The sequence below is a fragment of the Fontimonas sp. FW305-C-3 genome (assembly GCF_058783185.1).
The window spans coordinates 770,317-795,446 of record NZ_JBYSYK010000001.1; the positions used below are offsets into that span (position 1 = coordinate 770,317).

A 25,130-nucleotide genomic window follows, 5' to 3' on the forward strand; every position below is an offset into this window, starting at 1 on the left:
GCAAGGATCCGGCGGATCGGCTCAAATAGAGCCTCCATGGCTGCACGGCGAATCTTGAACTGGCGCCGCTGTCTCAGCCCGCAGTAATTCCCCGATCCAAAAAATCATAACGTTCTGTCGATTTTTTTGCGCGGCTTGAGGGTGTTCCTCCAGGCCCCATTACGGACTGAGCGGGTACTTCCCCGCAGTTCCAGCCTAACCCCAGACGAGTCCCCGAGGTTCATTTCATGAGCGAAAACATCTCAGCGGTCACTGACGCCAGCTTCGAGCAGGACGTCAAGCAGGCCAGTTCGGCGCAGCCGGTCCTGGTCGATTTCTGGGCGGAATGGTGCGGCCCCTGCCGCATGATTGCGCCGATCCTCGACCAGGTTGCGGGCGAAAACGCCGGCAAGCTCAAGGTCGTCAAGATCAACGTCGACGAAAACCCGGCAACCCCGGCAGCACTGGGCGTGCGCGGCATCCCGACGCTGATTCTCTTCAAGAACGGTGCGCCGGTCGCGACCCAGGTCGGTGCAGTGGCCAAGGCGCAGCTGGCGGCTTTCGTGACTCCGCACATCAACGTCGCCTAAAAAATCTCCAGTGGCCATGAAACATCGTCGTCGCTTTCACTCCGGCAAGAATCGCAACGGTGGCGGCGGCAACAACGCCAATTCCGGTGGCGGTAACAACGCCGCCAACGGTTTTCCGGATGACAGCGCCCTCGATGAGGAGATGGCAGCCGCCGAGGCCGAGGCAGTCGCCTTGGCCGAAGGCGGCGCACCGGTCCGGCGCAAGGCCGTAGCGGTCACCGCCGACGGCGACGAGGACGAAGGCAGCGAAGACGCTGCCTCCGCCCAGCTGCGCAATGGCGAACCGGCGCAGATCGTCCGGGTTTCCGACCTCAAGCGCCGCACCGCCGCCGAGTTGCTGCGGATGGCGGAGGAGCAGGGCCTCGACAACATCGCGCGCGCCAAGAAGCACGATCTGGTCGTTTCCCTGCTGCGCGCCGCGGCGCGCCGCGGCGACCATATCCACACGGATGGCGTGCTGGAAATCATGTCGGACGGCTACGGCTTCCTGCGCGGCCCAGACAGCTCCTATCTGGCCGGTCCGGACGACGTCTACATCTCGCCGAGCCAGATCCGCCGCTTCGCGCTGCGCACCGGTGACACCATCGCCGGACGCGTGCGCTCGCCGAAGGAAAGCGAACGCTACTTCGCGCTGCTCAAGGTCGACACGATCAACTACGAGCTGCCGGAAGTCAGCAAGAAGAAGGTCAACTTCGAGAACCTGACGCCGCTGTTCGCCGACGAACAGCTGAAGATGGAACGCGGCAACGGCACGACCGAGGACATCACGGCGCGCATCATCGACCTCGTTGCACCCTTCGGCAAAGGCCAGCGCGGCCTGATCGTGTCGCCGCCGAAGGCCGGCAAGACGATCATGCTGCAGAACATCGCACAGTCGATCGCCGCCAATTACCCGGACGTGTATCTCATCGTCCTGCTGATCGACGAGCGTCCGGAAGAAGTCACCGACATGCAGCGCACGGTGCGCGGCGAAGTCGTCGCCTCGACCTTCGACGAACCGGCCGCCCGCCACGTGCAGGTCGCCGAAATGGTCATCGAGAAGGCCAAGCGCCTCGTCGAGCACAAGCGCGATGTCGTCATCCTGCTCGACTCGATCACCCGCCTCGCGCGCGCCTACAACACCGTTGCGCCGTCCTCGGGCAAGGTGCTGACGGGCGGTGTCGACGCCAATGCGCTGCAGAAGCCGAAGCGCTTCTTCGGTGCCGCGCGCAACATCGAGGAAGGCGGCTCGCTGACGATCATCGCCACCGCGCTGGTCGAGACCGGCTCGAAGATGGACGAGGTCATCTACGAAGAGTTCAAGGGCACCGGCAACATGGAGCTCCATCTGGAGCGCCGTATCGCCGAAAAGCGCGTCTTCCCGGCGATCAACATCAACCGCTCCGGTACGCGCAAGGAAGAGCTGATGATGGAGCCAGGCGATCTCAACAAGGTCTGGATCCTGCGCAAGCTGCTGCATGAAATGGACGAACTGGCGGCCGTCGAGCTGCTGATCGACCGCATGAAGCAGACCAAGACCAATGCGGCGTTCTTCGATTCGATGAAGCGCAATTAAGGGTCTGCTGCAACGAAAAAGGGCGCCATCGGCGCCCTTTTTCGTTGTGTACTCGTGCTTGCGCCACTCGTAGCCCGGGTGAAACCCGGGTTGCACCCGGGCTACGAGTGGCGCGCATCCTCGCGCGCAACCGCGCGATAACCGATGTCGCGGCGCGCCTGCATGCCTTCCCAGCTGATCTGGTCGACCGCCGCATAGACCGCCTTCTGCGCTTCGCGCACCGTATCGCCGCGGGCAACGACGCACAGCACGCGGCCGCCGCTGGTGACGACCTTGCCTTCGCGCTCTGCGGTGCCGGCGTGGAAGACCTTGGCGCGGCCGAGATCGGCATCCAGGCCGCTGATCGCGTCGTTCTTGCGCACCGTGCCGGGATAGCCGCCCGCGGCGAGCACGACGCCCAGCGCCGGCTGCGGCGACCAGCGCGGCGTGATCTGGTCGAGGCGGCCGTCGACGGCGGCTTCGAGCAGTTCAAGCAGATCGGAATCCAGGCGCGCCATGATCGGCTGGGTTTCCGGATCGCCCATGCGCACGTTGAACTCGATCACGCGCGGCGCGCCCTGCGCATCGATCATCAGGCCGGCATACAGGAAGCCGCTGAACGGGGCGCCTTCGGCGGCCATGCCCTTGAGCGTCGGCTCAATGACTTCACGGCAGGCGCGCTGGTGGACTTCGTCGGTGACGACCGGTGCCGGCGAGTAGGCGCCCATGCCGCCGGTGTTGGGGCCGGTATCGCCGTCGCCGATGCGCTTGTGATCCTGGCTGGTCGCCATCGCGACGTACTGGATCTTGCCGGCGGTGCTGCTGGCGACGACGATGAAGCTGGCTTCTTCGCCCTGCAGGAAATCCTCGATGACGACGCGCGCGCCGGCCTGGCCGAACATCGACCCGCCGAGCATGTCGCGCACCGCGGTCTGCGCCTCGGCGACGCTCATCGCGACAATGACGCCCTTGCCGGCCGCCAGGCCGTCCGCCTTGACGACGATCGGCGCGCCGCGCTCGGCGATGTAGGCCAGCGCCGGATCGATCTCGCTGAACACGCGGTACTGCGCGGTCGGAATCTTGTGGCGCTCGAGGAAATCCTTGGTGAAGGCTTTCGAGGCCTCAAGCTGGGCGGCATTCTTGCGCGGCCCGAAGACGCGCAGGCCCGCGGCCTCGAAGGTGTCGACGACGCCGAGCGCCAGCGGCGCTTCAGGACCGACGACGGTGAAATCCACTTTCTCGCGCTGTGCCAGTGCCAGCAGCCCGGCGATGTCCTCGACGGCGATGTCGACATTGCGGCAGCGCGCTTCGCGCGCGGTGCCGGCATTGCCCGGTGCCACCAGCACTTCGGCCACCCGTGGCGACTGCGCGAGCTTCCAGGACAGCGCATGTTCGCGGCCGCCGCTGCCGATGACCAGAACCTTGATGGGATGCGGCATGGGACTGCCTCGGAAGATGGGGGCGCCAAAAGGGGCGCCAAAAGGGGCGATAGGGTAGCCAAACCGACGCGCAAACAAAAACCCCGCAGCGCGAACGCTGCGGGGTCTGGGGCCAGCTTGGCGGATTAACGCAGGGAGATCGCGTCGCCGTTGACGCGGACTGCGGTACCGACGCTCAGGCCGCCGAGGGCGGGGATGTTGATCGTCCGCTGGCTGCCGTTGTCCATGTTGATCGCGACGTCGTAGGTCTCCTTCGCACGGACGCGCTTCTCGACCTCGTTGCCGGCCAGAGCGCCGAGGACCGCGCCGGCGACCGTCGCCGCATCGTTGCCGCGACCGCTGCCGAACTGGTGACCGGCGACGCCGCCGGCGACCGCACCTGCGACTGCGCCGGCGCCCGAGCCGGAGCCCTTTTCCTTGATGGGCGTGATCGCGACAATCGTGCCGCAGTCCTGACAGATTCGCGCTGCTGCTTCCGCACGTTCACGTTCGGCACGATCGCGCTCGCGCTCACGGGCGCGTTCCTCGCGGGCGATGCGCTGGCGCTCCAACTCTGCCGCGCTGACCGGCGGCGGCGTCGGTTCCGGCGTTGCCGTGGGTTCCACGGTCGGTTCGGCGGAGGCGCTGGCCGCTGCTTCGTCCGACGGCGCCTGCGGCGAGCAGGCACCCAGACTCAGAGCGAGCGTGGCGGCCGTGAGCAGAGACAGTAGCGATTGAGTTTTCATGGTTGATGCTTCCCTGGTGGATGTCCAGGCAACTTTCCGTGCCTGTGGCGGCAAATCTATGCCGATGCGCTGAGTCTTGACTGAACGAAAACAGCACAAAAGCACACATTCCGCGCAAGTCTTGTTTTTGGTCGCCAGACCCGTGATTTACTTCACGAATCAGCCGACCGCCGCCGATAGTTTGGCACTGGTCAGCGACAGACGGTAGATCAGCGTCTCCGCGAAGACCTTGTAGAAGCTCAGCTGGCACTCGCGGGAAACCTCGCCCAGCAGGGTGGCGTTGATCTTCAGCGCCATCATTCCGGTGGCGGCGACCACCGTGGCGGTGCGCCGCGCAGCCGTCAGGAAGGCGATCTCGCCGACGCAGTCGCCCTTGTCGAGGCGGCTGATCAGCTTGCCGCCCTTGAGAACGTCCGCGCTGCCGCGGGCGATGATGAAGAAGGCGTTGTCGACGTCGCCTTCACGCACCAGGGTTTCGCCCTGGGCGTAGGTCATGATCATGCTGGCGTTGAGAATCTCGTCGATCTGCTCATCGCTGAAGCCATTGAAGAAGTGCAGGCGGCGGATCGCATCGCGCGAATCGCGGCGGCTGTTCTGCGCGTTGCTGCTGCGCTGTTGCTCCTGCAGGCGCAGCAGCGCCGAAGCCAGTTCCTGGCCCGAAGCAAACCGCTGGTCGGGCAGCTTGCTCAGCAGCCGCTCGACGATTTCGGACAGCGCTGGCGGCACGTCCGCGCGCACTTCGCGCAGCCGCGGCGCCGGCTGCTCGCGGATGGCACGGAACAGCAGCGGGATTTCCGGATTGGAGAACGGCGGCGCTCCAGCGATCAGCTGGAACAGCACGGCGCCGAGCGAATACAGGTCGCTGGTCGGCCCCAGCGTCTGGCGCTGGATCTGTTCTGGCGACATGTACAGCGGCGAGCCGACGACGCTGCGCGGGCCGGTCGGCTCGGTATTGAGGATCTCGGCGATCGAGAAGTCCATCAGCTTGGGCGTGCCGTCCGGCATCAGCATGATGTTGCCGGGCTTGATGTCGCGATGCAGGACGCCCTTGCCGTGTGCGTAATCGAGCGCCTTGGCGCATTTGAAGCCGAGCTCGATCACCTGATCCAGCGGCGCGCGCTCGGCGCGCGGCCGGCACAGGCTTAGCAAGGTCTCGCCGGCGATGAACTCCATGACGATATAGCTGAGATCGCCCTCGACGCCGGCGTCATAGAGCGAAACGATGTTCGGATGCTGCAGCATGCCGGCGGCGCGCGCCTCGGCGAAGAAGGTGCGCTGCTGCGCGGTCTTGTCGCCCTTGGCGTCGGCCAGTGCGACCTTGAGTGCGACATCGCGCTGCACGAACGGATCGAAGCCGCGATAGACGACGCCGCAGGCGCCGCGGCCGACTTCGTCGTGGACTTCGTACTTGCCGATCCGTTCAGGCACGCGATCAGGAAACTGGCTGACGGCGCCCGATTCGCTGACGATGGTGGATTCGCTCATGGACGGCGTGCGCCTGTGCGGCTGCTGCGGTGCGGCTGAGCATAGCGACAGCCGGCATCGGTCGCCAATTCACCCAAACCGGGGGATCAGCGGTCGTGACTGCGTCGGCGGCGATGGAATTCCAGAAACGCCCGCAGTACCCGATCCGGCGCCTCGACCTGCGGGTAATGGCCGATGCCGGGCAGCGACACGATGTCGGGCTTGGGCACCAGCTCCGCGTAGCGTTTGACCATGTGCTCGCCGGAGACCGGATCGACCGGACCGTTGATGAGGCGGATCGGGATTTCGCTCCGGATCAGGGCGCCCACCCAGCGCTCGCGGTGCAGGCGCCGCTCGCTGATGTAGCGCAGCAGGCGCGGCATCAGGCGGATGCCGTGATTGCTGCTCGCCAGCTGCCAGAAGTCATGCAGTTCGATGGGCGACGGCTGGGTCTTGGGGCCGAAGACCGCGGCCAGTGCGCGGCCAAAGCTGCGTTCGCGGATGAAGCGCGCCAAGAGCGGGCCCGCCGGACTGCGCAGCCACTTCTGGCCGCGGGTCGCGCGGTGGGTTTCCGGGAACAGACCGCCGTTGAGCAACACCACCGACCGCAACTGCAGGCCCTGGCCACCACGTTCCTGGTGACGGGCGAGCAGTTCCTGGGCCACGCTGACGCCGTAGTCGTGGGCGAGGATGTGCACTTCGCTGACGCCCTGCTGTTGCAGCAGCGCTTCGCAGAGATCGGCCTGTTCGAGCAGCGAGTAGCGGTGCCGCAGCGGCTTTGCCGAATGGCCGAAGCCGAGCAAGTCGGGCGCGAGCACGTGTTCAAACCGTTCGCACAGGGTTGGCCAGATCGGCTCCCAGTCCCAAGAGGCGGTGGGGAAGCCGTGAATCAGCAGCAGCGCGATGCTGCCTTGGCCATGACGCTGATAGAACAGCGAGTGCGACTTGAATTCGAAATGCTGTCCGGTATCGCGCCAGCGGCTGTAGGTCATTCCTGGCCGCCGTCGAGAAAGGCCGCGGCCTCGCGCACGGCCGCATCCGCCTCGGGCAGCTTGCCGGCGAACAGTGGCCAGACGTGCCACAGGCCTTTCCAGACGCGCAGCTCGCTGCGCCCACCGGCGTTGCGCAGGGCCGCGTCGAGGCGCAGCGCGTCGCTATAGAGAATTTCGGTGTCGGTGACCTGGATCAGCGTCGGCGGCAGGCCGCGCAGGTCGGCGTGCAGCGGGGAGGCCAGCGGCGTGGTCGGCGCGGCGCCGCCCAGATAGTCGCTGGCGGAGGCCTTGATGCGGACGGTGACGAGCATGTCGTCGCGGGCTTTTTCCTTGGCGGAATCGCCGGAAACGGTCATATCGACCCAGGGCGCGACGACGACCAGCGCACCCGGCAGCGGCAGGCCCAGTTCGCGTGCCTTGAGCGCGCAGGCCAGCGTCAGGCCGCCGCCGGCCGAGTCTCCGGAAATCACCAGATCGCTCGCCGCGATGCCGGATTCCAGCAGCGACTGGTAGGCCGCGATCGCATCGTCCAGTGCGGCCGGAAACGGGTGTTCCGGCGCCAGGCGGTAGTCGATGACCGCAATCTGCGCCTGCCATTGCCGTGCCAGCTGTGCCATGTATTCGCGATAGACGCTCGGAGAGCCGATCGCATAGGCGCCGCCATGCAGATACAACACCGTGCGCCGCGGCTTGCTCCGCAGGTTGCGCACCCATTCGCCGGGGACACCGCGAAAAGTCGTCGGCTCGACCTGGGTTCCGCCCGGCAGCGGCAGCCGCGCCAGGCGCATGATCGTCTCGAGGCGTGCGCGGCGCTGTACCACCGGCGCGGTGCCGCTGATGCAGGGCACGATCAGCCAGCGCACGACCTGGCGGAAGAGATGGGAACGCAGCGACAGGTGGGGTGTGATTTCCATGGCCCTAGCATAACCAAAGCGTCATGCACCGAAACCGCTCACTTCGCGCAGTAGAATGGCGCATGAAAAATTCTGCCCCGTTGCTGCTTGCTGCCGTGCTGAGCCTGGGCCTGTCCGCCTGTGGCGGCGGCGATGGGGCGCCGTCGGTGCCGGTGCCGCCCGATGCGCCGCTGTGCACGCTCGACGGCGGCCCCATCGAGTTTACCGGCGAGGTCGGCGGCGCCGACGCCAAGACCTACGAGATGAAACCCTTTGTCGTGCCGGCCGGTACGCGGCGCGTCGAGTTGTCGTACGGCTGGAGCGAATCCGGCGTCCTGCCGCCGACGCCGCTGACTTCGACGACGCTCGATCTGGGGCTGTGGGACAACCATGGCTATCGCAGTGTCGACGGCTTCCGGGGCTGGTCGGGGTCGCGCCAGGGGCGTATCGATCAGGATCACGGGCCGGTCTTCATCGAAGCCGGGCAGGCCGAGCGGGGCTACTTCCCGGGCGCCATTCAAGCCGGAGTCTGGTATGCCGAGCTGGGTATCGCGGCGGTTTCGCCGGGCGGTGCCGAATGGACGCTGAAGGTCGAATGCAAATCCGCCGGCAGCAGCGCGACGCCGGCGAACGATCCGGTCGACGCAACGCATGTCGCGCGCGCCGCAGCCGGCTGGTATCACGGCGACTTCCACATGCACGCCTATCATTCCAATCCGAACGCGCCGGACTGGGACGCCTTCATCGCGCAGGCACGCGCCGTCCAGCTCGACTTCCTGATGGTCACCGAGTACGTCACCGGCGCGCACTGGCGCACGCTCGGCGCGGTGCAGCGCGCGAATCCTGATCTGCTGATCGTTCCCGGGCGCGAGATCATCACCTACTTCGGCCACGCGACGACGCATGGCGAGACACCATCGGTGCTCGAATACCGGCATGGCTTCGAGGACGTCAATCTCGGCGATATCCAGCGCGAGGCGAAAGCGGCAGGCGCGCTGTTCCAGATCAATCACCCGACAAGTTTCCCCGGCCCGGTGTTTGCAAATTTCTGTCGCGGTTGCGAATTCACGCTGGGCGATGAGATCGACTGGGACGCGGTCGACACGATCGAGATCCTCAACGGCCCGGTGATGGCGACGGCGGGCGACCTCGGCATCCCGATTCCGGCACTGGAGATCGAGAATCCGTTCATGACCACGGCGCTGCTGCTGTGGGACCAAAAGCTCAAGGAAGGTCACCGCATCACGGGTGTGTCCGGTTCCGATTCCAAAGGCGTCGAACCGGATGACGCCGAGCGCGAGCGGCGCGGCTATGGCAACTCTGTGACGGCGGTCTACGCCGAGAATCTGTCGCGGCCGGCGCTGACGGCCGCCATCAAGGCCGGCCATGCCTACGTGCGGACGCGCGGCGTCGAACGCAGTCCTGCGCTGGAATTCCACGCCACCGCACCGGACGGCAGCAGCGGCATCTTCGGCGACACGCTGACGCTTGCCGACGGCGACAGCGCAAGCGTGGAAGTCACCGTGACCGGCGGGCAGGGGCAGTTGCTGCACTATCTGCGCAATGGTCTGATCGTGCAGATCGTGCCGATCACTTCCGATCCATTCACCCACTCGCGCCAGGTCTCGCGTCTTGCGCTCAACGAAGGCCCGCTCGGCACCGCCTGGCGCATCGAGACGCGCGACCTGAGCTCGCGCACGACGATCGGCAATCCGATCTTCCTCAAGGCTCCGTAAGTCCATGAGCGCCGTTCGCTATCTGGTCACCCCCGCAGAGCCGCGCGAACATCGGTTCGACGTGCGTTGCACGCTAGCCGCACCGAATCCGCAGGGGCAGGTTTTCAGGCTGCCATCCTGGCTGCGCGGCAGCTATCTGGTACGCGACTTCGCCAAGCACATCATCAGCATCCGCGCCGAATGCAATGGAGAAGCCGTTGCGATCGAACGCCTCGACAAGCGCACACTGCGCTGCGCGCCAGTCAGCGGTGAGTTGCAGCTGGTCTACAGCGTGCATGCCTTCGATCAGTCGGTGCGCAAGGCCTATCTCGATCTATCCCGCGGATTCTTCAACGGCAGCTCGTTGTTCTACTGCCCGCAAGGTTTCGAGAACGGAGGCTTCGAGGTCGAGATCGCGCCGCCTGCGGATGCGGCCTGCAGCGACTGGAAACTCGCGACCACGCTGGACGTCGTCGAGGTCGACGCGCGCGGTTTTGGTCGCTACCGCGCGCAGAATTACGAAGCGCTGATCGATCATCCGGTCGAGATGGCGGCCTATGACCGCATCGACTTCGATGTCGATGGCATTCCGCATGCACTGGTGCTGTCCGGGCGCTGCGAGCTGGATCGCACGCGCGTTGCCGGCGATCTCGCGAAGATCTGTCATGTCGAACGCGAGCTGTTCGGCCAGGAGCCGGCGCTGGATCAGTATCTGTTCCTGACCAATGTCGTCGGCAGCGGCTACGGCGGGCTGGAGCACCGCAGCTCGACCGCATTGATCACCGGGCGCCGCAGCTTCCCGCGCGTTGGCGACAGCGCGCAATCCAGGGAGTATCGCGAGTTCCTGGGACTGTGCAGTCACGAGTACTTCCACCTGTGGAACGTCAAGCGCATCACCGCGCAGCGCTTTGCCGAGTCGGACCTGGGCGCCGAGGCCTACAGCGCCGACCTGTGGCATTACGAAGGTCTGACGTCGTACTACGACGACCTTTTCCTGCTGCGTGCCGGCCTGCTTGAACCTGCGGTCTATCTGGATCTGCTCGCGCAGAATGCGACGCGCGTCGATCGCGCGCCGGGCCATCGCGTGCAGACGCTGGCCGACGCCAGCTACGAAGCCTGGATCAAGTACTACCAGCCCGACGAGAACAGCCCGAACGCGACGGTCAGTTATTACGTCAAGGGCGCGCTGGTCGGTCTGTGCCTCGACCTGACACTGCGTCTGCGCTCAAGCGTCACGCTCGACGATGTCATGCGCGCGGCCTGGCAGCGCTGGGGCCGCAGCGAACTGCCGGTGCACGAAGGCGGGCTTGAAGCGCTCGCCCAGGAAATCTCCGGACTCGATCTGCGCGAGTTCTTCGATCGCGCGCTGCGCTCGACGGAAGAACTTCCGCTGGTCGAGTTGCTCGCCGCCTTCGGCATCCGCGCCGAACGCCGGACTCGTATTGGCGAACAGGACATCGGCGGCCGCGCCGAGGGACGCGCGCCGCAGAGTTGGCTGGGCCTGACGCTGCGCCCCGGCGACACCCGCGTCGCGACCGTCATCAGCGGCGGCCCGGCTGCCGCTGCCGGTGTCCATGCGGGCGACCAGATTCTGGCGCTCAACGGCCTGCGCGTCGGCAGTGCAAACTGGGCGAATGCCCAGGCGCAGCTGGCGCCGGGCGACTGCGTGGAGCTGCATGTGTTTCGCGACGATGAATTGATGGCGCTGTCACTGCGCGCCGCGGCAAGCCCGGCCGATACCTGGGTGCTGAGCGTGATCGCCGATGCCGATGCCGAGCGGGTCGAGCGGCGCCGCCAATGGCTCGGGACCTGAGCGCACGATGATCGACACGATCCTGCAAACCACCCTCGCTTATCTGATCGGTACCGTCATGGGCGGCAGTGTCATCGGCGCGCTGCGCGGCGGCGTCGATCTGCGCGCGCAAGGCAGCGGCAACATCGGTGCGACCAATGCACTGCGCACCCAAGGTGCGAAGTTCGCGTTGGGCGTGTTGCTGATCGATGTGCTCAAGGGCGTCGTCGCGACGCTGCTCGTTCCGAAGCTGCCGACGCTGGCCGAGCCTTTGCTCGGCCGCACCGATCAGGCCTATGTCTGCGGCGTCGCGGTTGCCCTGGGCCACTGCTACCCGGTATTCGCCCGCTTTCGCGGCGGCAAGGGCGTGGCCACGCTTGCCGGCGTGTTCGGCGCGCTGCTGACGAGTTCACTGCTGTGGATGCTCGCCGCCTTCGTGCTCGTCGTGATGCTGAGCGGCTACGTCAGCCTCGCGACGATCGTCGGCGCATTGGTCGCCCTGCTGCATGTCAGCTGCTTCACCGAGTTCGGATTCTGGTCGAGTGCCGGCGCGTTCACGCTCGCGATGGCATTGCTGGTCGTCTGGAAGCATCGGGAAAACATCCAGCGCCTGCTGTCGGGTACCGAGCATCGTTTCGAGAAAGCACGGGTGCTGGGTCGATGGCTCAGTCGCTGAGTCAGGACGAGCAGCTGGCGCTGGTCGACCGGCTCGCCAATGGCGAATGGCAGTCGGGCGAAGCGCTCGCCGCGGACTTCGGCATCAGCCGCGCTGCGCTCGCCAAGCGCATCGAACGCCTGAAGGATTGGCAGCTCGTCATCGAAGCGCGGCAGGGACTCGGCTACCGCCTCGCAATGCCGATCGATCGGCTGGACTCCGCAACCTTGCAGGCGGCGCTGGGCAAGGCGCTGCGCGTCGACGTGCAGGCCGTCCTCGATTCCACCAGCACGCGCATCGTCGAAACGCCGACGCAGTCGGATCCGCAGGCCCTGCTCGCCGAGTTCCAGACCGCCGGCCGCGGCCGGCGCGGTCGCCAATGGCTAACGCCTTTTGGCTCTCAACTGGCGCTGTCGCTCGCCTGGTCTTTCGACGCCATGCCACGCCAGCTGACGACGCTGCCGCTCGCCGTGGGCGTGATCTGCGCGCGGGTCATCCGCGGCTGCGGTATCGACGACATCGGCCTCAAATGGCCGAACGACATTCTTGTCGGCGGTCGCAAGCTCGGCGGCATCCTGCTCGAGCATCGCGGCGAGAGCGGCAGTGCCTGCCGGGTGATCGTTGGCGTGGGTATCAACGTTTCGCTGCAGGCCGAACAGGCGACTGCCGTCGACCAACCCTGGGCGAGCCTCAACCAGCTGCTGCAGGAGCGCGGTCTGCCGATCGTTTCGCGCAATGAACTGGCGGCACGCCTGCTGCGCGAGTTGGTCGAGATGCTGGCGGCGTTCTCGTACAGCGGTTTCGCACCGCTGCTTGCCGAGTGGAATGCGCTCGATCTCAGTCGCGGTCGCGGCGTGCGCGTGACGCAGAACGAACGCGAGTTCGATGCCGTGGCCTGCGGCGTCGACGCCGACGGCGCCTTGCTGGTCGACGTCAACGGCCAGCGGCAGGTGCTGCATTCCGGCGAAGTGCGCCTGCGGGTGCTGCCATGAGCGCAGTCATGCTGCTGCTCGACGTCGGCAACTCGCGCCTGAAATGGGCGGCCGTGCGGGCCGGCCGGATGGGCGAAACGGGCGCCATCGCCCACGGTGGCGATCCGGCGGCGGCGGTTGCGACATTGCCTGTTGCTGTGGCCGATGCGATCTGGGTGGCGCATGTGACCGGCACCGCCCACGAAGAAGCACTGAGCGCCGCGCTATTCCGACGCTACGCGCGGCGACCGAACTTCGCGCGCAGCAGCGCGCAATGGGGAGAACTGCGGAACGCTTACGCAGAACCGGAGCGGCTGGGTGTCGATCGCTGGCTGGTGATGATCGCCGCCTGGGCGAGTCATCGCGGCGCCGCCTGCGTGGTTGACGCCGGTACCGCGCTGACAATCGACAACATCGACGGCGCCGGCCTGCATCAAGGCGGCATCATCGCCGCCGGCCTGCAGACCCAGCAGCGCGCGGTGCTCGGCAACACCCGCTTTGCGACGCGCGACATGACCGCGCCGTACAGCGGTGGCCTGGGGTTCGAGACTGAAGGCTGCGTCCGTCAGGGCGCAATGCTGGCCTGCCTCGGTGCTATCGATAGAGCCTGCGCGACTGCCGGGCCGGCGGCGCGGCGTCTGATCACCGGGGGCGACGCGATACTGTTGCTGCCACATCTGGGCGCCGGCTGGGAGCATCGGCCGAATCTGGTTCTGGAAGGCCTGCTGGCCGCCGCTACCGACCGTTGATCGGCGACGAACGGTAGGACGAGGCAACTCGTCGGCTGACCGAGCCCGCTGGGCGGACGGCGGCTATTGTGCCGGCCAAATCCGTCCATCTTGTCCCGCAATGCAGGATGCATTCGTCGTCGCCCCGGATTCCGGTGAGTGGCGCCGCCAGCATCAGCCACGCGGGGTCCGACGATGCGCAAGATCACTGACAGTTCGAAGCCCCGGTCTCAGGATGGGGCAACTGCGGTCGAGTTCGCGCTGGTGCTGCCGTTGATGTTCCTGGCGTTCTATGGCGCATTGACCTACGGCCTGATCTTCCTCCTGCGCATGAGCCTGCAGCATGCCGCCGAAGACGGCGTCCGCGCAGCGCTGCATTACCCGGACCAAAGCTGCGCCCAGGCGTACGGCGGGACCTGCACGGCCGATCAAAAGAAACAGCATCAGTACGCCGCGCGCCTGATTGCGGCGCATGCGGCCGCCACCACGCAGTCGCGCTGGATGAGCCTGCGGCCGGGTATCAATCCGATTGCGGTGACCTCGCGCATCTGCCGCGTCGGCCTCGATTGCGCCGGCGATGTGGGTTCCGAAACGGTGGTGAGCTGCAGCGCTGCAAACTGCGCGCCGGGCACGCCGCCGGACTGCGGCAGCGATTTCACGTCGAGCTGTCAGATTGTGGTGACCATCACCTACGACTATGCAGCGAGCCCCTTCGTGCCGCAGGCGCTCGGCTTCGGCCTCATTACCCCGGCGCGGCTCAGTGCGCAGGCGCGCTTGCTGCTCGACGGCCGGACGTTGTCGTCATGAAGGCCCCTATCGGCGCGCTGCACCCGCAACGCGGCGGCGCAGCGACGGAGTTCGCGCTCGTACTGCCGATTTTCCTGCTTATCGTTTACGGGCTGGTCGCGTTCGGCAGCGTTTTCTATACGCAGATGACCTTGTCGCGCGCGGCAGCGGATGGCGCCCGCGCGCTCGGTTCGATTCAAGGCATCGGCAGCTCCGCAACGGTGCCCGAGCCGGTCAAGGACGGCATCAGGCTGGAAGTCATCAACTCGCTCGCGCAGTCGATCATCACTCCGCTGGGGCTCGGCGATTTCGAAGCGCGCGAGACCTGGCTGCAGGACAACGTGCTGTCGCAGGTCACGGTCGACGAGGGCACTTGCGGCGGCAGCGGCGGGGCGGCAACGGGAGCGCTGCGCGTGCGCGTCGCTTTCCCGTATTCCCAGGTGCGGATCTTGCCGCCGATCCGGTTGCCGCTGGTTGGCAGCATGGACGGTTGGATGCCGCAGACCCTCACTGGCTGCGCGATCGCGCAGCTCTGATCGGGGACCGGCATGAGACAGATTCCATTGGCTCCACCGCATCGTCAGCGCGGCGCCATCATGGCTTTCGCCGCTATCGCGCTCAGCGTCATCGTGATCACGCTGACGCTCGCCGACATCGGGTTCCTGTACTACTACAAGCGCGAATATCAGAAGGCGGCCGATCTCGGCGCGATGGCAGGTGCCCGGCGGCTGGCGCAGGGATGCAATACGGCGATCAATGCCGCGATCGACAATGTCGAAAGCAATATCGGCGGCCTCGCGCACGATGCGCCCAATGTCGAGACGGGTGGCTGGACGCGGCAGGCCAGCCCCAGATTCTCCGCCGGTTGCACGGAAGGGACCAACGCGGTGCGCGTCCGCATCACCGGTACGCCGCCGCGCTTCCTCCTCCGGCTCGCCGGAAACTCGCAGACGACCCTGCTGGCTGCCGAAGGCATGGCAACCAGCGGTGATCCGGTCGCCGTGTTTTCGGTCGGCACCAGGCTGGCCAATCTGGGCGGCCCCTCGGTGGTCGGCGGCGTGCTGAGCGCGGTCGGCATCAATACCGGGCTCAATCTGGTGAGCTACAACGGCCTCGCCGGAGTGACGATCACGCCGGCCGGTTTGCTCGAAGCGCTTGGGATTCCGGTCAGCGCGGATCTGGACATTGCCGACTTCAATGCCCTGCTTTCCGCCGAACAGGTCTCGCTCGGCCAACTGCTCGATGCCGTGGCGACAGTCGCGGGGCGCAACGAGTTGCTGGGACTGAATGCACAGTTGCTGCAGGCGCTGCGCGTGCCACTCAAGATACCGAACGTCAACGACATCGCCCTGCCGCTGGGTTCCGGCGCCGGCGGCAACGGACTGTTTGCTGCGATCACATCGCCGGTCGATGCGGCCTTGAACGTGGGTCTGGATGCGCTCGGTCTGGTCAGTACGGCGATCAGCATCGCCACTTCGGGGCGCGGTATCGATGTGGTTGCAAGCAGCCTCGGCGCCTTGGGTCCGCTGGTGGGTGCCGATCTGGCGGTCAAGGTCGGCGTGGTCGAGCCGCCGTCCATCGGCATCGGCGGCGTGGGCACGACCGCGTATTCCGCGCAGACGCGGGTATACGCGCACATCAAGCTGGATACCAACGATCTGCTCGGCGGCGTCGGCGGATTGCTGGGGCTGCTGGGAACGCAAATCAACGTCGATCTACCGTTGGTGATCGATCTCGCAGCCGCCAAGGGGACCGTCGAGGAGTTGTGCACACCGGCCTTGAAGAGTGAAAGCGCGCCGCCCCAATGCCCCGGTGGGGAGGATTGCGCCGACATCGCGGTCGATGCGCAGATTGCCAAGATCTGCGTCGGCAACATCAATCCGGACACGATTTTCTCGACCAGCGCGAGCTGCGACGTCGGCCTCGCCGACAAGCGGCTGCTCGACGTCAATCTGCTCGGCACCGGCCTGATCGGGCTGACGACGCACCTGGATGTGGATGCGCTCGCCACCGACGACAATGTCGTCCTCGCTGCGGCGCAAAAGGACACCGTCAATGGCAATCTCGACCTCGGGAGTACCGTCAGCGACCTGACCGACGCACTGCTCGCGGCGTTGCTGGGCCAGGCGCTGAATACCAACCCCCCGATGAATGCAACGCAAAGGAACTCCGTTGCCAACGATCTCTGGAACAGCGCCGGCGGCAATGCCTGCGGCGGTTTGGCTGCGGGCCGCCAATGCCGGCGCAACAACCTCGCGGTAGTCCAGCAGCAGATCAGCGGCGCCGCCACCGGGCTTCAGGGGTTTCTGGCCACTGCGTTGCTCAATCCCGTCGTCGGATTGCTCGATTCGGTGCTGACCCTGAATCTGGCTGGCATCCTCAACAGTGTCGGCGGCCTGGTGAGCGGCCTTCTGAACACGGTTGGAAGTCTTCTGGGCGGCATCGTTCAGGGGCTGCTCGGAAATAACTGCACAGGAGGGGGACTTCTGGGGATCTTCAACTACGGATCCAATGCGGGCTGTGTTGGCGAGATCGCAAACTCGCTGAGCGCGCCGTCGGCGAGCGCCCCTTCCAATGCTCTGATCGTGCTGCTGGGCACCTTGATGGATCTGCTCAAGCCTGTTCTCGACGCTCTCGGCACTCGAATCCTGACGCCGCTGCTGCAAAGCCTGCTGGGACTTCAGGTCGGCCAGACCGACATTCACATGATGGCGCTCGAATGCAGGGATGGCGCGGTGCTTGTCGACTGATTTGATCGCGCGATAGCTGGGTCGGGCTAGACTTCGCGGCGCATGTTCGCCGCGAAGCCCCGCCCACTGCTCGATCTTCCCGTCGCCGAAGCGCTGCCGCGCCTGCGTAGCGCGCTGGCCGAGGGTTGCGCGGTGCTCGCGGCGCCGCCGGGTTCGGGCAAGACCACCATCGTTCCGCTCGCGCTGCTCGACGAACCCTGGCTGCGCGGGCAGCGCATCCTGGTGCTTGAGCCGCGTCGCGTCGCGGCGCGCGCGGCGGCGGCGCGCATGGCGAGCCTGCTCGGCGAGAGCGTCGGCGAGACGGTCGGCTATCAGATCCGCTTCGAGCGCAAGATATCGGCAAGCACGCGCATTGAGGTCGTGACGGAAGGTCTGCTCGCGCGGCGGCTGCAGGCGGATCCCGAGTTGCCGGGCGTTGGCCTCGTCATCTTCGACGAGTTTCACGAGCGCAGTCTCGATGCCGATCTCACCTTGGCGCTGACGCTGGATGCACGCGCCGCGCTCAAGCCGGATTTGCGCGTGCTGGTGATGTCGGCAACCCTCGACACCGAGCGCGTCAGTGCGCTGCTCGGCGGCGCGCCGGTGATCAGCAGCAGTGGCAAGATGTATCCGGTCGAGATCCAGTATCTGGCGCCGCGTGCGGATCTGCCGCATGGCGCCGCGGTTGCCCAGGCCGTCAGCCTCGCGCTGCGCGAGCAGCAGGGCGACGTGCTGGCCTTCCTGCCGGGTGCGCGGGAAATCCGTGCTGCGCAGGCAGCGTTGGCTGGCCTGACTTCAACCGTTGCGCTGATGCCGTTGTATGGCGAGCTGTCCTCGCGCGAGCAGGATGCCGCGCTGCAGCCGGACCCGCAGGGCCGGCGCAAAGTCATCCTCGCGACGAACATTGCACAGACGAGCCTGACGGTGGAGGGCGTGACGACCGTCGTCGACGGCGGCCTGGTCCGGGTTGCGCGCTTCGATCTGGGCGCAGGCGCGGACCGTCTCGATACCGAACGCATCTCGCGAGCCTCCGCGGATCAACGTGCGGGTCGCGCCGGGCGCCTCGGGCCTGGCCACTGCTATCGCCTCTGGACGCGCGAGCAGCACGGCGTCCTCGCCGCACACGACAGCGCGCAGATTCTGGTCGTCGACCTCAGCCGTTTTGCATTGGAGCTTGCGGCCTGGGGCATCAGCGATCCGCAGACGCTCGCGCTGATGGATGCGCCGCCCGCGAATGCCTGGAGCTATGCACAGGAGCGCCTGCAGGAGCTCGGTGCGATCGATGCCGGACTGCGCATCACCGCGCATGGCCGCGAACTGGCGCGCCTGCCGACCCCGCCGCGGCGCGCACATATGTTGTTGCGTGCGCAGGCAGCGGGTTTCGGCGCGCTCGCCGCCTGGACCGCCGCGGTGCTGGACGAGAAGGGCTCCGGACAGATCGATCTTGCCGAGGCGGTCGAGCGATACATCAAGCAGCGCGCCGAGCCCGCGGCGCAGCGGCGGGTCAACGACTCGGCGAAACAGATGCTGCGTGCGATCAGCGAGGGTTCCGATCCGGCGGGCGCGAAACTCGACGCCGATGCGGTTGGCCGCGTCGTCGCCTGGGCGTATCCGGAGCGCATTGCGCGGCGCCGGCCCGGTCATCGGGGCCTGCGCGAAGTGGCGTTCCAGTGCGCCGATGGCGGCGAAGCCCGCATGGCCGAAACCGATGCGCTGGCGACCCGCGAGTGGCTCGCGATTGCGCATTGGAGCGTCGAGACGGAGTTTCGCGGCACGGCGGCGATCCGGCGGATTCGCCAGGCGGCGGTGCTGGATGTCGAGGATCTGCGCCGCGATCACGCCGACGCGCTGCGCGAAGAAAGTCGGGTGGTCTGGGATGCGCAGACCGAGGCGGTGACTGCGGAGCGCACGCTCAGTCTTGGATCGCTGTTGCTGGAGCGCAAACCGCTGCGCACGCCGGAGCCCGACGCAGCCGCGCGTGCGATGCTCGAAGGCGTGCGCAGCATCGGCCTGCATTGCCTGCCCTGGAACGAGGCCGCTGAGCAATGGCGCGCGCGGGTCGAATCTTTGCGCCTGTGGCGGCCGCAGGAAGCCTGGCCGGATCTGCGTGACGACGCGCTGCTGGCAACCCTCGAGGATTGGCTGTTGCCGCATCTGATCGGTATCACCCGGCGCGACCATCTGGCGCGCCTCGACATGGCTTCGATCCTGCTCGCCCAACTCGACTATGCGCAGCAGCAGGCGCTGAACCGGCTGGCGCCCACCCATCTGGAAGTGCCGACCGGCTCGCGCATCCGCCTGGAATACCGACCGCCCGAGGCGCCGACCCTGTCGGTCAAGCTGCAGGAGATGTTCGGCTGCGTGCAGACGCCGACGGTGAACGATGGGCGCATCGCCGTTGTGCTGCATCTGCTGTCGCCGGCCCAGCGCCCGATTGCAGTGACCGGCGACCTGGCCGGCTTCTGGGCGGGCAGCTATGCCGATGTGCGCAAGGATCTGCGGGGCCGCTATCCGCGCCATCCCTGGCCGGATGATCCGCTCGCCGCAGCGCCGACCCGTCGCGCCAAGCCGCGCGGAACCTAGCCGGGCTTCGGCCTAAAGCTTTGATGGGCTGGCGTATTTCTGACCACCGCTCAAAGTAACAAGGCAGTCATAAACGAAGGCCGGTACGCACGGCAGGGTCGCAACGCGAAATTCTCGGCGATTTCCTTGACTCGGCGGGGGTCAATCACGAGAATACGCGGCTCCTTGCGGGCCTGTGGCCTGAAAGGCACCCGGAGGAGAGATACTCAAGCGGCCAACGAGGGCAGACTGTAAATCTGCTGGCTTATGCCTACGGTGGTTCGAATCCACCTCTCTCCACCAAAAAATTCGGTAATGCGCGACGGCCCTGGGCCGGCGGGCAGTAAAGGTAGCGAGTGAAGCGGGTGTAGCTCAATGGTAGAGCAGAAGCCTTCCAAGCTTATGACGAGGGTTCGATTCCCTTCACCCGCTCCAGTTACCGCGTAGCGGTATCCCTGCGTAGGCGGGGATCCAGTAGTAGAGAGCGCTGCACAAGCGGTTCATCCGCCCACCTAGCTCAGTCGGTAGAGCACACCCTTGGTAAGGGTGAGGTCATCGGTTCGATTCCGATGGTGGGCACCAGTTTCAGCGGCAAGGTTGCGCCGCATCGGCCTCGAACCGATGACCCCGAGGGGTCGTTCGATAGGCGCCGATGCCAAGGCATCACCGCGGGTTCGATTCCGATGGTGGGCACCAGATTTAGAAAGACTTCAGGGGCATCCCTGGGGTCTTTGGCTGTTTTTAAGTTTTTTCATCCACGTGATTCACGCGTGTAGCCACGCGATTCAAATAGACGGAGCCTGAGACATGTCGAAGGAAAAGTTTCAACGCAACAAGCCGCACGTGAACGTGGGAACGATTGGCCACGTTGACCACGGCAAGACGACGACGACGGCGGCGCTGACGAAGGTGTCGGCGGACAAGTACGGCACGAACTACGTTCCGTATGACCAGGTTGCGAAGGCATCGGAATCGCAGGGCCGTCGCGACGCGACGAAGATCCTGACGATCGCGACGTCGCACGTTGAATACGAAACCGCGAACCGTCACTACGCGCACGTCGACTGCCCGGGACACGCGGACTTCGTGAAGAACATGATCACGGGCGCCGCGCAGATGGACGGCGCGATCCTGGTCGTGTCGGCGGTTGACGGCCCGATGCCGCAGACCCGCGAGCACGTCCTGCTGGCCAAGCAGGTCAACGTTCCGAAGATCGTGGTGTGGCTGAACAAGTGCGATCTGGTGGAAGACGCTGAGCTTCTGGACCTGGTCGAGATGGAAGTGCGCGACCTGCTGTCGAAGTACGGTTTCGACGGCGACAACACCCCGGTCATCCGCGGCTCGGCCACCAAGGCCATTGCCGGCGACGCCGCCTGGGTTGCCAAGCTCGAAGAGCTGTACAACGCGATCGACACCTGGATTCCGGAACCGCAGCGCGAGACCGACAAGGCCTTCCTGCTGCCGATCGAAGACGTGTTCTCGATCTCGGGCCGCGGCACGGTGGTCACCGGCCGTATCGAGCGCGGCATCGTCAAGGTTGGCGAAGAAGTCGAAATCGTCGGCATCCGCGACACCGCCAAGACGATCGTCACTGGCGTTGAAATGTTCCGCAAGCTGCTCGACCAGGGCCAGGCGGGCGACAACGTGGGCATCCTGCTGCGCGGCACGAAGAAGGAAGACGTCGAGCGCGGCCAGGTTCTGTGCAAGCCGGGCAGCATCAAGCCGCACGGCAAGTTCAACGGCGAAGTGTACGTTCTGACCAAGGAAGAGGGCGGTCGTCACACGCCGTTCTTCAAGGGTTACCGTCCGCAGTTCTACTTCCGCACCACGGACGTGACGGGCTCGATCGAGTTCGCGCAGGAAATGGTGATGCCGGGCGACAACGTTCAGATGACGGTTGAGCTGATCAACCCGATCGCCATGGAAGAGGGTGTTCGTTTCGCCATCCGTGAAGGCGGTCGTACCGTCGGCGCCGGCGTCGTCACGAAGATTCTGGCCCCCTGATCGCGTTCGCAATCAAGCCTTTCTTTGACAGGCGGGCGCGGATTCAATAGAATCCGCGCCCCTTTTTGGCTTTCCCGCGGTACGCAAGCGCTAGGGCGGTAGCTCAACTGGTAGAGCGGCGGTCTCCAAAACCGCAGGTTGGGGGTTCGAAACCCTCCCGCCCTGCCACCCGTGCGGATGCGATCGCGGTGCGGAACGAGTTCATGGACGTTCAAACCAGTGAACATAAAGCCGTTTCCCCTCATCGGGATACGGCTCTGTTAGGTCTTTCTGCCCTGCTTTTGCTCGGCGGAATGTTTGCGTTTTATTTCTACGAAACCCAGTTCAACGCGCTGATTCGCACCCTGATCCTGCTCGGCAGCTTCGCGGCTTCACTCGCGATCGCCTATCAGACGGTGCTCGGCCGGACGCTGTGGGGTTACGTCACCGGCTCGCGCACCGAGCTGCGTAAAGTCGTCTGGCCGACCCGCCAGGAAAGCCTGCAGGCAACCCTGATGATTGCGGTTGTCGTGCTGATCATGGCCCTGTTGCTCTGGGGTCTGGATTCTCTGCTGCTTTGGGGCGTCGAGATACTGACTGGACGGGGGGCTTAACCCATGGCCATGCGTTGGTATGTCGTGCACGCGTACTCGCAGTACGAGAACAGTGTGATGAAGGCGATGCGCGAGCGCATCGGCCGCGCCGGGCTGCAGGAGCAGTTCGGTGAAATCCTCGTCCCGACCGAAGAAGTCGTCGAGATCAAGGATGGCGTCAAGCGCACCACGGAGCGCAAGTTCTTCCCGGGCTACGTGCTCGTTCAGATGGAAATGAACGAAGACACCTGGCATCTGGTCAAGTCGACGCCCAAGGTCATGGGTTTCATCGGTGGGACGCCGGACAAGCCGGCACCGATCACCGACAAGGAAGCCGAGAAGATCCTCAACCGCGTGACCGAGTCGGTCGAGAAGCCGCGTCCGAAGACGCTGTTCGAGCCGGGCGAAGCGGTCCGCGTCAAGGAAGGTCCGTTCGCGGACTTCAATGGCGTCGTCGAGGAAGTCAATTACGACAAGAACCGCCTGCGTGTGGCGGTTCTGATCTTCGGGCGTTCGACGCCCGTCGAGCTGGAATTCTCGCAAGTCGAGAAAGGGTGAAGGACAGCCCGCGCAAGCGCGGGCGTCTTCACGTCACACACGGGGAGCCGCAAGGCGCTTGTACCCACCTGGAGTAAACCATGGCAAAGAAAGTCACGGCCTACATCAAACTGCAGATCCCTGCAGGTAAGGCCAACCCGGCTCCGCCGGTCGGTCCGGCGCTCGGTCAAGCCGGCGTCAACATCATGGCGTTCTGCAAAGAATTCAACGCCGCGACCCAGAAGATGGAGCCGGGCATCGCCACGCCGGTCGTCATCACGGTCTATTCGGACAAGAGCTTCACCTTCATCACCAAGACGCCGCCGGCGTCCGTGCTGATCAAGAAGGCCATTGGTCTGGCCTCGGGTTCGGCAACGCCGAACACCAAGAAGGTCGGCAAGATCACGCGCGCTCAGATTGCCGAGATTGCCAAGCTGAAGATGGAAGATCTCAACGCCGGCAGCCTCGATGCCGCCTGCCTGATGATCGCCGGTTCCGCCCGCAGCATGGGCGTTGATGTGGTGGAGAAGTAAGCCATGGCAAAGATCAGCAAGCGTCAGAAAGCCATCGACGCCAAGGCGAAGGAAGGCAAGGTCTACGATCTCGATCAGGCGATTGCCCTGCTCAAGGAATGCGCGACCGCCAAGTTCTCCGAGTCGGTCGACATGTCGATCAACCTCGGCATCGATGCCAAGAAGTCGGATCAGAACGTCCGTGGTTCGACGGTTCTGCCGCATGGCTCGGGCAAGAGCGTGCGCGTTGCGGTGTTCGCCCAGGGCGCCAAGGCTGAAGAAGCCAAGGCTGCCGGTGCCGACGCTGTCGGTATGGACGACCTCGCCGCTGCGATGAAGGGTGGCGATCTGAACTATCAGGTGGTCATTGCCGAACCGGCCGCGATGCGCGTCGTCGGTGCGCTCGGTCAGGTGCTCGGTCCTCGCGGCCTGATGCCGAACCCGAAGACCGGCACGGTCACCCCGGATGTCGCCACTGCGGTCAAGAACGCCAAGGCCGGTATGGCCAAGTTCCGCACCGACAAGGCCGGCATCGTGCATTGCTCGGTCGGCTCCGCCTCGTTCGATGCCGGCAAGATCAAGGAAAACCTGATCGCCGTCGTGCGCGATATCCGCAAGGCCAAGCCGTCGACGTCGAAGGGCATCTACATCAAGAAGGTCACGCTGTCCTCGACGATGGGCCCCGGCCTGCGCGTCGACGTCGGTTCGTTGCCGGAATAAGTATTTCGGCGCGGCGTGAGGCATCCCCTCGCGCCGCGCCAACGCATTTGAAGTGTGGCGAAAGCCCCACGTCAAAGACCGTATGTGGCAAGGGCTCCTGGAAACAGATCGGCCCGGAGATTAAAGGCCGCAAGGCCGCATACGCAGACGGTGGAAACACCGTAAAGGTGGGCGAGCCGTAAGGCTGCAGCCCTTTTATGGAAGTAGCGACTAGGAGTTCTGATGGCTCTCAAGCTGGATGACAAGAAGGTCCTGGTTGCGGAAGTCAATGAAGTCGCCAAGCGCGCGCTCTCGGCTGTTGCAACCGAGTATCGCGGCCTGTCGGCCGGCAAGTTCGACGAACTGCGTGCAAAGGCCCGTGCAAACGGCGTCTATCTGCATGTCGTCAAGAACACGCTGGCCAAGCGGGCGGTGGCGGGTACCGAGTTCGAGTGCCTGTCCCCTGCGCTGGTCGGTCCGCTGGTGCTCGGTTTCTCGCTCGAGGATCCGGGTGCGGTTGGCCGCCTGATGAAGGATTTCGTCAAGGCAAACGAAGTGATGGTCGTCAAGGCCGTTGCGGTCGGAGGCAAGCTGTACGGTGCCAAGGATCTCGACAGGCTCGCAACGTTGCCCACCAAGGATCAGGCTCTGTCGATCCTCATGGGTACGCTGCAGGCGCCGATCAGCAAGTTCGTTCGCACTTTGGCCGAGCCTACCGCCCAGTTTGTTCGCACGGTCAAGGCCGTTGCCGATCAGAAGGGCGCCGCGTAAGCACATTGATTCCGTATTCAGAGACTAGTTTCCAAAGCTAGGCTTTACACACTTTATTGGAGCATTTGAAACATGGCAACGAAAGAAGAAATTCTTGACGCGATCTCGAAGATGTCCGTGATGGACGTCGTCGACCTGGTCAAGATGATGGAAGACAAGTTCGGCGTCACCGCCGCCGCCCCGGTCGCTGCTGCTGCCGGCCCGGCCGCCGCCGCTGGCCCGGCTGCTGAAGAGCAGACCGAGTTCACCGTCATTCTCTCCGGCTTCGACGCCGCGAAGAAGGTCGGCATCATCAAGGTCGTGCGCGAGCTGACCGGCCTGGGTCTGAAGGAAGCCAAGGACCTGGTCGAAGGCGCACCGCAGACCGTCAAGGAAGGCGTCGACAAGAAGACTGCCGACGACATGAAGAAGAAGCTGGAAGAGGCTGGCGCTACGGCCGCCCTCAAGTAAGGCATTGCATCGCCTTGCTTTCGCTGTGCAA

General features: G+C 65.3%; 22 protein-coding genes, 4 tRNA genes and 1 pseudogene. 22 read left to right on the forward strand and 5 right to left on the reverse strand.

Annotated features, from left to right (window positions below):
• Window positions 1–218: 218 nt before the first annotated feature.
• Together trxA and rho are read left to right on the forward strand one after the other, a co-directional pair.
• Window positions 219–569: pseudogene (gene trxA, locus AC3WUF_RS03580) on the forward strand (thioredoxin); the annotation flags it as partial.
• Between the two features lie 343 nt (window positions 570–912).
• Window positions 913–2,124 (forward strand): transcription termination factor Rho, encoded by a 1,212-nt coding sequence (gene rho / locus AC3WUF_RS03585; RefSeq protein WP_492423551.1) that lies wholly within the window; start codon window positions 913–915, stop codon window positions 2,122–2,124.
• Between the two features lie 101 nt (window positions 2,125–2,225).
• Here the strand turns inward: rho and purD are convergent, their stop codons facing one another.
• The 5 genes from purD to AC3WUF_RS03610 form a co-directional block, all read right to left on the reverse strand.
• A complete protein-coding gene (gene purD / locus AC3WUF_RS03590; RefSeq protein WP_492423553.1) occupies window positions 2,226–3,530 on the reverse strand; it encodes a phosphoribosylamine--glycine ligase in 1,305 nt (434 codons plus the stop codon).
• Between the two features lie 137 nt (window positions 3,531–3,667).
• A complete protein-coding gene (locus tag AC3WUF_RS03595; protein ID WP_492422495.1) occupies window positions 3,668–4,267 on the reverse strand; it encodes an outer membrane lipoprotein in 600 nt (199 codons plus the stop codon).
• Between the two features lie 159 nt (window positions 4,268–4,426).
• The gene (locus AC3WUF_RS03600; RefSeq protein WP_492422497.1) at window positions 4,427–5,752 is read right to left on the reverse strand and encodes a protein kinase domain-containing protein; all 1,326 of its coding nucleotides are present in this window, start codon (window positions 5,750–5,752) and stop codon (window positions 4,427–4,429) included.
• Between the two features lie 86 nt (window positions 5,753–5,838).
• The gene (locus AC3WUF_RS03605) at window positions 5,839–6,723 is read right to left on the reverse strand and encodes an alpha/beta fold hydrolase (RefSeq protein ID WP_492422499.1); all 885 of its coding nucleotides are present in this window, start codon (window positions 6,721–6,723) and stop codon (window positions 5,839–5,841) included.
• Complete coding sequence (locus tag AC3WUF_RS03610) at window positions 6,720–7,637, reverse strand: alpha/beta hydrolase (RefSeq protein WP_492422501.1); 918 nt, start codon at window positions 7,635–7,637, stop codon at window positions 6,720–6,722. Before AC3WUF_RS03610 ends, AC3WUF_RS03605 begins: the two co-directional genes overlap by 4 nt.
• 62 nt (window positions 7,638–7,699) lie before the next feature.
• Here AC3WUF_RS03610 and AC3WUF_RS03615 point away from each other — a divergent pair, with 62 nt between their 5' ends.
• The 20 genes from AC3WUF_RS03615 to rplL all read left to right on the forward strand — a co-directional run bounded on the left by AC3WUF_RS03615 (window position 7,700) and on the right by rplL (window position 25,099).
• A complete protein-coding gene (locus AC3WUF_RS03615) occupies window positions 7,700–9,352 on the forward strand; it encodes a CehA/McbA family metallohydrolase (RefSeq protein WP_492422503.1) in 1,653 nt (550 codons plus the stop codon).
• 4 nt (window positions 9,353–9,356) lie between these two features.
• On the forward strand, window positions 9,357–11,144 hold the full coding sequence (locus AC3WUF_RS03620) for a M61 family metallopeptidase (protein ID WP_492422505.1): 1,788 nt from the start codon (window positions 9,357–9,359) through the stop codon (window positions 11,142–11,144).
• 7 nt (window positions 11,145–11,151) lie between these two features.
• The gene (gene plsY / locus AC3WUF_RS03625; protein ID WP_492422507.1) at window positions 11,152–11,799 is read left to right on the forward strand and encodes a glycerol-3-phosphate 1-O-acyltransferase PlsY; all 648 of its coding nucleotides are present in this window, start codon (window positions 11,152–11,154) and stop codon (window positions 11,797–11,799) included.
• Complete coding sequence (locus tag AC3WUF_RS03630; protein ID WP_492422509.1) at window positions 11,784–12,770, forward strand: biotin--[acetyl-CoA-carboxylase] ligase; 987 nt, start codon at window positions 11,784–11,786, stop codon at window positions 12,768–12,770. Before plsY ends, AC3WUF_RS03630 begins: the two co-directional genes overlap by 16 nt.
• Window positions 12,767–13,498, forward strand: coding sequence for a type III pantothenate kinase (locus tag AC3WUF_RS03635; RefSeq protein WP_492422511.1), 732 nt, complete (start codon window positions 12,767–12,769; stop codon window positions 13,496–13,498). The genes AC3WUF_RS03630 and AC3WUF_RS03635 overlap by 4 nt, the downstream gene beginning before the upstream one ends.
• A 174-nt stretch (window positions 13,499–13,672) precedes the next feature.
• Window positions 13,673–14,284 (forward strand): TadE/TadG family type IV pilus assembly protein, encoded by a 612-nt coding sequence (locus tag AC3WUF_RS03640; protein ID WP_492422513.1) that lies wholly within the window; start codon window positions 13,673–13,675, stop codon window positions 14,282–14,284.
• The gene (locus tag AC3WUF_RS03645; RefSeq protein WP_492422515.1) at window positions 14,281–14,799 is read left to right on the forward strand and encodes a TadE family protein; all 519 of its coding nucleotides are present in this window, start codon (window positions 14,281–14,283) and stop codon (window positions 14,797–14,799) included. The genes AC3WUF_RS03640 and AC3WUF_RS03645 overlap by 4 nt, the downstream gene beginning before the upstream one ends.
• Window positions 14,800–14,892: 93 nt before the next feature.
• Complete coding sequence (locus tag AC3WUF_RS03650; protein ID WP_492422517.1) at window positions 14,893–17,013, forward strand: TadG family pilus assembly protein; 2,121 nt, start codon at window positions 14,893–14,895, stop codon at window positions 17,011–17,013.
• Window positions 17,014–17,055: 42 nt separating this feature from the next.
• On the forward strand, window positions 17,056–19,575 hold the full coding sequence (gene hrpB, locus AC3WUF_RS03655) for an ATP-dependent helicase HrpB (RefSeq protein ID WP_492422519.1): 2,520 nt from the start codon (window positions 17,056–17,058) through the stop codon (window positions 19,573–19,575).
• A 196-nt stretch (window positions 19,576–19,771) separates the two neighbouring features.
• Window positions 19,772–19,857, forward strand: a tRNA-Tyr gene (locus tag AC3WUF_RS03660).
• Between the two features lie 58 nt (window positions 19,858–19,915).
• Window positions 19,916–19,989, forward strand: a tRNA-Gly gene (locus AC3WUF_RS03665).
• Between the two features lie 71 nt (window positions 19,990–20,060).
• Window positions 20,061–20,136 (forward strand) — tRNA-Thr (locus tag AC3WUF_RS03670).
• A 225-nt stretch (window positions 20,137–20,361) separates the two neighbouring features.
• Complete coding sequence (gene tuf / locus AC3WUF_RS03675) at window positions 20,362–21,558, forward strand: elongation factor Tu (RefSeq protein WP_492422521.1); 1,197 nt, start codon at window positions 20,362–20,364, stop codon at window positions 21,556–21,558.
• A gap of 92 nt (window positions 21,559–21,650) precedes the next feature.
• Window positions 21,651–21,726 (forward strand) — tRNA-Trp (locus tag AC3WUF_RS03680).
• A 35-nt stretch (window positions 21,727–21,761) separates the two neighbouring features.
• A complete protein-coding gene (gene secE, locus AC3WUF_RS03685) occupies window positions 21,762–22,151 on the forward strand; it encodes a preprotein translocase subunit SecE (RefSeq protein ID WP_492422523.1) in 390 nt (129 codons plus the stop codon).
• Window positions 22,152–22,154: 3 nt separating this feature from the next.
• A complete protein-coding gene (gene nusG / locus AC3WUF_RS03690) occupies window positions 22,155–22,688 on the forward strand; it encodes a transcription termination/antitermination protein NusG (protein ID WP_492422525.1) in 534 nt (177 codons plus the stop codon).
• Between the two features lie 80 nt (window positions 22,689–22,768).
• Window positions 22,769–23,200, forward strand: coding sequence for a 50S ribosomal protein L11 (gene rplK / locus AC3WUF_RS03695; protein ID WP_492422527.1), 432 nt, complete (start codon window positions 22,769–22,771; stop codon window positions 23,198–23,200).
• Between the two features lie 3 nt (window positions 23,201–23,203).
• Window positions 23,204–23,899, forward strand: a complete 696-nt coding sequence (rplA, locus tag AC3WUF_RS03700) for a 50S ribosomal protein L1 (protein WP_492422529.1) — start codon at window positions 23,204–23,206, stop codon at window positions 23,897–23,899.
• A gap of 222 nt (window positions 23,900–24,121) precedes the next feature.
• Window positions 24,122–24,649, forward strand: a complete 528-nt coding sequence (gene rplJ, locus AC3WUF_RS03705) for a 50S ribosomal protein L10 (protein ID WP_492422531.1) — start codon at window positions 24,122–24,124, stop codon at window positions 24,647–24,649.
• A 72-nt stretch (window positions 24,650–24,721) separates the two neighbouring features.
• Window positions 24,722–25,099, forward strand: a complete 378-nt coding sequence (gene rplL / locus AC3WUF_RS03710) for a 50S ribosomal protein L7/L12 (protein WP_492422533.1) — start codon at window positions 24,722–24,724, stop codon at window positions 25,097–25,099.
• Window positions 25,100–25,130 lie beyond the last annotated feature (31 nt).

Bases quoted from the DNA above. Each gene is read 5' to 3' on its own strand.
- rho (WP_492423551.1), top strand. From the start codon at position 913: ATGGCGGAGGAGCAGGGCCTCGACAACATCGCGCGCGCCAAGAAGCAC.
- AC3WUF_RS03595 (WP_492422495.1), bottom strand. From the start codon at position 4,267: ATGAAAACTCAATCGCTACTGTCTCTGCTCACGGCCGCCACGCTCGCT.
- AC3WUF_RS03600 (WP_492422497.1), bottom strand. From the start codon at position 5,752: ATGAGCGAATCCACCATCGTCAGCGAATCGGGCGCCGTCAGCCAGTTT.
- AC3WUF_RS03605 (WP_492422499.1), bottom strand. From the start codon at position 6,723: ATGACCTACAGCCGCTGGCGCGATACCGGACAGCATTTCGAATTCAAG.
- AC3WUF_RS03610 (WP_492422501.1), bottom strand. From the start codon at position 7,637: ATGGAAATCACACCCCACCTGTCGCTGCGTTCCCATCTCTTCCGCCAG.
- AC3WUF_RS03615 (WP_492422503.1), top strand. From the start codon at position 7,700: ATGAAAAATTCTGCCCCGTTGCTGCTTGCTGCCGTGCTGAGCCTGGGC.
- AC3WUF_RS03620 (WP_492422505.1), top strand. From the start codon at position 9,357: ATGAGCGCCGTTCGCTATCTGGTCACCCCCGCAGAGCCGCGCGAACAT.
- plsY (WP_492422507.1), top strand. From the start codon at position 11,152: ATGATCGACACGATCCTGCAAACCACCCTCGCTTATCTGATCGGTACC.
- AC3WUF_RS03630 (WP_492422509.1), top strand. From the start codon at position 11,784: ATGGCTCAGTCGCTGAGTCAGGACGAGCAGCTGGCGCTGGTCGACCGG.
- AC3WUF_RS03635 (WP_492422511.1), top strand. From the start codon at position 12,767: ATGAGCGCAGTCATGCTGCTGCTCGACGTCGGCAACTCGCGCCTGAAA.
- AC3WUF_RS03640 (WP_492422513.1), top strand. From the start codon at position 13,673: ATGCGCAAGATCACTGACAGTTCGAAGCCCCGGTCTCAGGATGGGGCA.
- AC3WUF_RS03645 (WP_492422515.1), top strand. From the start codon at position 14,281: ATGAAGGCCCCTATCGGCGCGCTGCACCCGCAACGCGGCGGCGCAGCG.
- hrpB (WP_492422519.1), top strand. From the start codon at position 17,056: ATGTTCGCCGCGAAGCCCCGCCCACTGCTCGATCTTCCCGTCGCCGAA.
- tuf (WP_492422521.1), top strand. From the start codon at position 20,362: ATGTCGAAGGAAAAGTTTCAACGCAACAAGCCGCACGTGAACGTGGGA.
- secE (WP_492422523.1), top strand. From the start codon at position 21,762: ATGGACGTTCAAACCAGTGAACATAAAGCCGTTTCCCCTCATCGGGAT.
- nusG (WP_492422525.1), top strand. From the start codon at position 22,155: ATGGCCATGCGTTGGTATGTCGTGCACGCGTACTCGCAGTACGAGAAC.
- rplK (WP_492422527.1), top strand. From the start codon at position 22,769: ATGGCAAAGAAAGTCACGGCCTACATCAAACTGCAGATCCCTGCAGGT.
- rplA (WP_492422529.1), top strand. From the start codon at position 23,204: ATGGCAAAGATCAGCAAGCGTCAGAAAGCCATCGACGCCAAGGCGAAG.
- rplJ (WP_492422531.1), top strand. From the start codon at position 24,122: ATGGCTCTCAAGCTGGATGACAAGAAGGTCCTGGTTGCGGAAGTCAAT.
- rplL (WP_492422533.1), top strand. From the start codon at position 24,722: ATGGCAACGAAAGAAGAAATTCTTGACGCGATCTCGAAGATGTCCGTG.